Here is a 2,952-nt window from a genome sequence, read left to right as displayed (position 1 = left end):
CGCGAGCGGTGGCTTCGTGCGGCTCGAGCTGGCGGCGGAGTCGGGCCTGCGCCGCGACGTCGACGCCCCGGACGACGTCGACCGCATCGAGCGGCCGGGGCGCTTCACGGCGGCGGTGCTCGCGGCAGTGGTTCCCGAATCGGCGCGCTGAGGTTTCGGGCGGCGCGTCCTGCCCGGAGCACTTGAACGAGAGCACCGTTTTTTCGCACGAGAGAACCAATGTCTCTGCGCGGGCGACATTGGGGCCGGGCGAGCACCAATGGTGCTCTCACGCGCAGAAATGGTTCTGTCGTTCAAGTGTCCGCGAAGAGTCCTGCCACGATGGAGCGATGGCATCCGACGCACTGACCGAACTGTGGCCCGCCGCCGGGGTGCGCGCACGCGCCGGCGACCTCGAGCTGCGCTGGATCGACGACGACCTTCTCGTGCAGCTCGCCGAGCTGGCCGGGCGCGGCGTGCACGACCCCGCGACGATGCCGTTCTACACGCCCTGGACGCGCGGCACCGCTGAGCAGGTCGCGCGTAGCGTGCTCACCTACCAGTGGGCGGTGCGCCAGAACGTCGGGCAGAAGCTCACGCTCGAGTTCGCCGTCCTCTCAAAGGGCGTCGTTGTCGGGTCCCAGGGCGCAAGCGGGTCGGACTGGCCCGTGCTGCGCGAGGTCGAGACCGGTTCGTGGCTCGGGCTCGAGTACCAGGGTCACGGCATCGGCAGCCGCATGCGGGCACTCATGCTGCACCTGCTCTTCGAGGGCGTCGGCGCCGACCACGTGACCTCCGGCGCTTTCGACGACAACGTGCGCTCGAACGCCGTGTCGCGGAAGGTCGGCTACGAATTCGACGGCATCGCGCGTGTTGCGCGCGAGGGCGCGGCGGGCACCGTGAACCGCTACCGGATGTCGCGCGAGCGGTGGCTCGAGGTGCGCGACCGCCACGCCGAGCTGCTCGGCGCGCCCGTCGAGCTCGAGGGGGTCGAGCGCTTCCGCGCGCAGCTCGAGCAGCCGCACGACTAAGCGGTCGCCACCTGCTGAGGCATCCGCTCGATCGATGCCGCGTGAAGTGGCGACCGCTTTCGCGTGTCTGACCGCCCTGCTCTAGACAGCGGCCGAGATCGCCTCGAAGTCCTCGTCGGACAGGGTGACGGATGCCCCGGCGATGTTGTCCTCGAGGTGATCCACGCTCGACGTGCCGGGGATCGGCAGCATCACGGGCGAGCGCTTCAGCAGCCACGCCAGCGCGAGCTGCGACGGGCTCGCGCCGGTCTTGTCGGCGATCGCCGCCAGCGGGCCGCCGGGCTGCGAGAGCTTCCCGGTCGCGAGGGGGAACCACGGGATGAAGCCGACGCCGTGCTCGGCCGACCAGTCGAGCAGCTCCTCCGACTGGCGGTTCGTCACGTTGTAGAGGTTCTGCACCGTCACGATGTCGGCGACCTTCCGGGCGGCCTCGACCTCGGCGACCGACACCTCGGAGAGCCCGATGTGGCGGATCTTGCCCTCGCTCTGCAGCGCCGCGAGCTCGCCGACCTGGTCCTCGAGGGGCACCTCGGGGTCGATGCGGTGCAGCTGGAACAGGTCGATCGTGTCGAGCCCGAGGTTGCGCAAGCTGAGCTCGGCCTGCTGGCGCAGGTAGGCGGGGCGGCCGACGGGCGTCCAGATGTTCGGGCCCTGCCGCGTGAGGCCGGCCTTGGTCGCGATGACCAGGTCGTCGCGATAGGGGTGCAGCGCCTTCTTGATCAGCTGCTCGGCGACGACCGGTCCGTAGGAGTCGGCCGTGTCGATGAAGTTCACGCCGAGCTCGACGGCGCGCTGCAGCACACGCACGGCGCCCTCGGGGTCGCGGGACTCGCCCCACACGCCCGGCCCGGGCAGCTGCATCGAGCCGAAGCCGAGGCGGTTGACGGTGAGGTCGCCGCCGATGGTGAACGTGCCGGATGCCGCAGCGGTCAGTTCAGTGTCAGTCATTCAGATCTCCTCAATCGGGTCTGTCCACTTCAATCCCCAGAACGGCCGCCGCCATTCCGCGACTGTCTTTCGGGAGTGTCGTGCGGCTGTCTCGTGCGCCAACTAGCGTGGGCACATGGATCGTGGTGTGAACTGGCTTGCCGTCTGGATGATCATCGGGCTCGTCGTGTGCGCGGCCCTGATCGTGGGGGTGACCCTGGTGCCGGGCTACCACCTCTCGAGCGGGGTCGTGGGCGGCACCTCGGCGGTCGCGCTGCTCTGACACCTGCGTGAACGGCGCCGGGTCGAAGACGCCGTAGCGCTCGCGGAACTCCGACACGCGGGCGGGCCACAGCAGCGTGAGGCGGCCGGCTGCCTCGTCGCGGTACCAGCTCGAGCATCCGCCCCGCAGCCACACCGTGTCGGCCGCGAGCCGGTCGATCTCGGCCGAGTATGCGGCCTCGGCCGCGGCGCCGACCTCGAGCGGGGCCGGGTCGCCATCGGCGCGGCGCGCGTCGAGGTGGTCGAGCGCGCCGAGCACATAGCCGAGCTGCGCCTCGATGATCTCGAAGGCCGAGTGGTGCCCCAGGGCGGCGTTCGGCCCGTCGAGGACGAACAGGTTGGGGAATCCGCTCATCACGGTCGACGCGTGGCTCGTCATGCCCGCGCTCCAGTGCGCCGCCAGGCTCTCGCCGCCGCGGCCGGCGACGAGGCGCGCGAAGGGCGGCCGCGTGGTCTCGAACCCGGTCGCGAAGATGAGCACGTCGAGGTCGTAGCGGGCGCCGGATGCCGCGACCGCGGTGCTCCCGTCGACCCGCTCGAGGGCACTGGCCTCGAGCACGACGTTCGGCCGCTGCAGGGCCGGGTAGTAGTCGTCGCTGAACACCGCGCGCTTGCAGCCGAGCTCGTAGTCGGGGGTGAGGGCGGCGCGCAGCCCGGCGTCGGCGATCTGGGCGCGCAGGTGCGCGAGCGCTCTGCCGCGCAGGGCCTCGAGCGCCGCGGACCCGGCGATGCG

Annotated in this window: 3 protein-coding genes; 1 reads left to right on the top strand and 2 read right to left on the bottom strand. The window is 71.0% G+C overall.

Translation table 11 applies throughout. The features are described 5' to 3' along the window. The first annotated feature begins 329 nt into the window (after positions 1 to 329). Positions 330 to 1,010, top strand: a complete 681-nt coding sequence (locus tag ACM2XV_RS13820; RefSeq protein WP_487027342.1) for a GNAT family N-acetyltransferase — start codon at positions 330 to 332, stop codon at positions 1,008 to 1,010. Positions 1,011 to 1,091: 81 nt separating this feature from the next. Here the strand turns inward: ACM2XV_RS13820 and ACM2XV_RS13815 are convergent, their stop codons facing one another. Both ACM2XV_RS13815 and ACM2XV_RS13810 read right to left on the bottom strand, forming a co-directional pair. Beyond that, the gene (locus tag ACM2XV_RS13815) at positions 1,092 to 1,958 is read right to left on the bottom strand and encodes an aldo/keto reductase (protein WP_487027341.1); all 867 of its coding nucleotides are present in this window, start codon (positions 1,956 to 1,958) and stop codon (positions 1,092 to 1,094) included. Between the two features lie 10 nt (positions 1,959 to 1,968). Further along, a partial coding sequence (locus ACM2XV_RS13810) for an NAD(P)/FAD-dependent oxidoreductase (protein WP_487027340.1) occupies positions 1,969 to 2,952 on the bottom strand: 984 nt, incomplete at its 5' end.

The organism is Gryllotalpicola sp. CP2-P1, assembly GCF_057512245.1.
Note: the sequence above shows the minus strand (reverse complement) of the source record. Positions and strands in the feature narration are given on the sequence as shown.

What these genes read in the sequence shown, in the direction of transcription:
- ACM2XV_RS13820 (WP_487027342.1), top strand. Translation starts at nt 330, where the DNA reads ATGGCATCCGACGCACTGACCGAACTGTGGCCCGCCGCCGGGGTGCGC.
- ACM2XV_RS13815 (WP_487027341.1), bottom strand. Translation starts at nt 1,958, where the DNA reads ATGACTGACACTGAACTGACCGCTGCGGCATCCGGCACGTTCACCATC.